The sequence below is a fragment of the Streptomyces alanosinicus genome (assembly GCF_014650595.1).
Taxonomy (GTDB): domain Bacteria; phylum Actinomycetota; class Actinomycetes; order Streptomycetales; family Streptomycetaceae; genus Streptomyces; species Streptomyces alanosinicus.
This window is the reverse complement of record NZ_BMVG01000107.1, coordinates 1-3,768: the sequence shown is the minus strand read 5'-3', so window position 1 is coordinate 3,768 and position 3,768 is coordinate 1. Positions and strand designations below refer to the sequence as shown.

Below are 3,768 nucleotides of genomic sequence, written 5' to 3'. Positions count from 1 at the left end.
AACCCTCCGAGAGGTCCTGACGCCAACACGTACGGCGAGCAAACCGAGTTCAGAGAATACGGCTTCACCCGCATCCCGTTCGGCAGGGACCTGGCCCCCTCGATGCTGCACCAGCACCACTCCCACAAAGAGGCCGCCGCCCGCATCGCCTGGTGCATCAACCACAAGGCGATCGGCGTGGTCACCGGCGAGGTCGGCGCGGGCAAGACCGTCGCGGTCAAGGGCGCCGTCTCCTCTCTCGACCCGGCCCGTTTCACCGTGATTTACCAGCCCAACCCCGAGGCCGGCATGCGCGGCCTCTACGACCTGATCGTCACCCACCTGGGTGGCACCCCGAAATACCACTTCGCCGCCCTCGCGGCTCAGGCGTCCGCCGCCCTGGCCGCCGAGGTCGACGAACGCGGACGCACCCCCGCCCTGGTCCTCGACGAGTCCCACCTCCTCGATCACCAGCGGCTCGACGCGATCCGCATGCTGACCAACTACGACATGGACTCCACCACACCGTTCGCGGTGTTGCTGGTCGGCCAGCCCACCCTGCGCAAGAAGATGAAACACGGCGTCCTGGCGGCCCTCGAACAGCGGATCGCGGTCAGCTACCAGCTGCCCAACATGACCAAGGACGAGACCGCCAGCTACGTCAAACACCACCTCACCATCGCCGGACGGTCCGACGTCCTGTTCTCCGACGACGCCGATCGATCTGATCCACTCCACCAGCCGCGGCCTGCCCCGCTCGGTCAACAACATCGCCTGGCAGTCCCTCATCGCCGCGTTCACCGAGCAGAAGAGCATCGTCGACGAGTCCTCCGCCCGCGCCGCCGTCACCGAGACCGTCGCGACAGAATGAACACGAAGGCGACACCATGACCACGAAAACCCCGGCGGCCTACGGCCGCCGGGGTCGTTTTCACCCCACCCCATCCACAACGAAAGCGTCGCCCTCATGCTCATCCTCGGTGTCGCCTAACAGCAGTGGTGGCCGACGCCGGCTACGGGCAGAACGCCGACTTCAGAGCCGGCCTGACTGGCAGGGGCATCGACTACGTGGTGGCCGTCCGTTCGGACATCACCGTCCACCCCCATGACGCGCAGCCCCGCTACCGCGACAAGCCCTCCTCGGTGGCCGCCCTGGCCACGAGTTGTGGACGGCAGGCGTTCACCGAGGTCACCTGGCGGGAAGGCTCCCGCGGGCCGATGCGCTCACGCTTCCTGGCGCTGCGGGTACGGCCGGCCGGAGTCCGCTCCCGCCGCCTGGCCCAGGCCGCCGCCACCGCCGAGCACGGTCACTGGGATGGTGTCCTGCCCGAGGTGACGCTGCTGGTGGAATGGCCTGAGCAGGCCGAAGAGCCCACAGATTACTGGCTGGTCAGTCTGCCCGAGGACACCCCGCTCACCGAACTGGTCCGCCTGGCGAAGATCCGGTGGCGGATCGAACACGACTACCGGGAACTCAAGCACGGCCTGGGCCTGGACCACTTCGAGGGCCGCTCCTGGACCGGATGGCATCACCACGTCACTCTGGTCACCGCCGCCCAGGCCTTCCTCACCGAACAGCGGCTCTCCCCAAAAGCCCGCACACCGGCCTCACCCTCTACCAGACCCTCGACGCCCTCCAAGACCTGCTGAACTGCTGGACCGGCATCTGCACCACCTGCCACCAGCCCCTACCCCGACCACGGACCAGACACCAGCCCGCAAGATCCACCTCAACCTAACGGAGTCCTACTAGCGGATGCCAGCCACGGGGTTGGGCTGGGGTGCTGCACATCGGAGCATTTCAATGATCGTTGATTAGCTGAAAACGATCGTTGACACGCCCTGTCTGCCCATAGCACGATCCTGGCGAGGGATCCGCCAGTTGCGGGGTGGGCGATCCATGCGTGGGCGCGTCCGGCACCGGAACGGACGACCGCGAAGAGCTGGTTGAGCTTTTCCGCCAGGCTGCGGTCGGCTCCGTGGGACATCAAGCCTCCTTGCTGTGCACCCAGGCGCAGTTCCACAGAGGTGAACACCTATGAAATGTAACCAAGTTACGCCAGTTGAAAGGGTCACTCGATGCGCTAGCGTGCAGAACCATCGCAACAGTCTTGAAAATAAGGCCACTTGGATCTTGTTCATGAGTCCACAGCTGGGCGCTTGGTCGGCTCACCCTGTGGGGAGGGCTAGGGAGGGTGCGTGATGGCAGTGGACCGGCGACGGCCGCACATGCCACGGCCAGAGCAAGACACCCGGCCTGCGGTCGCGCCACAGATGGAAGGACAGGACGGCGACCTCGGACGGGAAGTGCACCGGGTGCGTGTCCACCGCCTGACGGGTGTCAGCTCACCACGCATTTCCGGAGCGGATGCCGACCACGTCAAGGCTCTTGCGGGTCTGGACGTGCCCCTACCGCCTGTCGTGGTACACCGGGCGACCATGCGTGTCCTTGACGGGGTGCATCGGATACACGCCGCCGTGCTGCGCGGTGAGGTCGAGGTCGAGGTGCACTACTTCGACGGCAGCGAGGACGAAGCGTTCATCCTTGCCGTGCGGCTCAATTCAGCGCATGGCAAACCGCTTTCTTTCAGCGAGCGTGCGGCCGCCGCAAAGCGGATCATCACGTCTCACCCGCACTGGTCCGACCGACGCATTGCAGGCGTGACATACCTGGCGCCGAAGACCGTGGCCGCCCTCCGCGGGCGTTCAACCGCAGACGATGTCCGGTTGAACAAAAGAGTGGGGATGGACGGGCGTGCGCGGCCGGTGAATCCGGCCGAAGGACGACTCCTGGCTGCGGAGCTGTTGGCGAAGGAACCGGAAGCGCCTTTACGACGGATAGCGCAGCAGGTGGGAATCTCATTGGCGACCGTGAGCGATGTGCGCCACCGTATGCTCCAAGGGCGGGACGTACTGCCGCCGAGGCTCCGGCACAACGCAGCGGCGACCGTCGGCAGTTGGCGACAAACCGAGCGAGGTGAACAAGCTGGAGATGAACGGACACCCCGTTCGGGTTCGCTAGTGCCGGACCCCGACGTCCCAGCTGCGCTGGGCAGTCTTCGGAGTGATCCGTCCATGCGTCTTTCAGGGGCAGGTCGCAGCCTCCTGCGACTGCTGAGTATCCATCCCTCGGAGCCAGCCGAGTGGCAGCAGTTGGTGCGCGGTGTACCCCCGCACCGCGTCACTCTCATGGCTCGTGTGGCGCGAAGCTACGCACAAGCCTGGCTTCAGGTCGCCCAAAGCCTTGAGCAGGGATCCTGACCAGAATCAGCAGCCCGCCCCGGTGAAACGCGCGCGGCTGCTCTTCGCCGTCTCTTGTCTTGCTCGGCAGCGCCGGTAGCGAGTCCACCACACGGCTCAAAACCCTGCGCTGGACCCCGTTCCGGCGGTAGAAGAGGCGGTGATCGCAGCGCTGCTTCCGTACCCCGTCACACGGCTTTCGTGCGGCTTTGAATTGCCGCGCTCTCACCCGGCACCTTGTTCGGCCTTCGTCAAAGATTACCGGGTCGTCTCGCAGTAGCAGTCAATTCATGAAGTTAGCCTTCTGTGTTCCGCCCTGCATCACCGTTCGGGAATGCGAGATTCCAGATTTTTGTTCATGGAATCTCTTGAGTGGTCAAATGTCTGACGCTTACTGTTCGGAGGTCCACCTTCCCGGCCGAATTCCGCTAGTGGGTCCTCCTTGTTCTGAACGGAACACGGCCACCTGTAGATGAAAGGGTGTGAATCAAGCGTGACGCTTGCAGTGGATTACCTCTCCGTGCGTGAACGGGCTGGCGCCGTGGTGGC

Annotated in this window: 2 protein-coding genes and 1 pseudogene; all 3 read left to right on the top strand. The window is 64.8% G+C overall.

The window, feature by feature from the left end; translation table 11 throughout:
- On the top strand, positions 1–870 hold an 870-nt coding region (locus IE277_RS46290), incomplete at its 5' end, for an ExeA family protein (protein ID WP_229882592.1).
- Between the two features lie 96 nt (positions 871–966).
- A pseudogene (locus IE277_RS46285) lies at positions 967–1,629 on the top strand (IS701 family transposase); the annotation flags it as partial.
- 624 nt (positions 1,630–2,253) lie between these two features.
- The gene (locus IE277_RS46280) at positions 2,254–3,240 is read left to right on the top strand and encodes a ParB N-terminal domain-containing protein (protein ID WP_189960103.1); all 987 of its coding nucleotides are present in this window, start codon (positions 2,254–2,256) and stop codon (positions 3,238–3,240) included.
- Positions 3,241–3,768: the final 528 nt, after the last annotated feature.

Coding starts and splice junctions, on each gene's coding strand:
- IE277_RS46280 (WP_189960103.1), top strand. CDS start 2,254: ATGGAAGGACAGGACGGCGACCTCGGACGGGAAGTGCACCGGGTGCGT.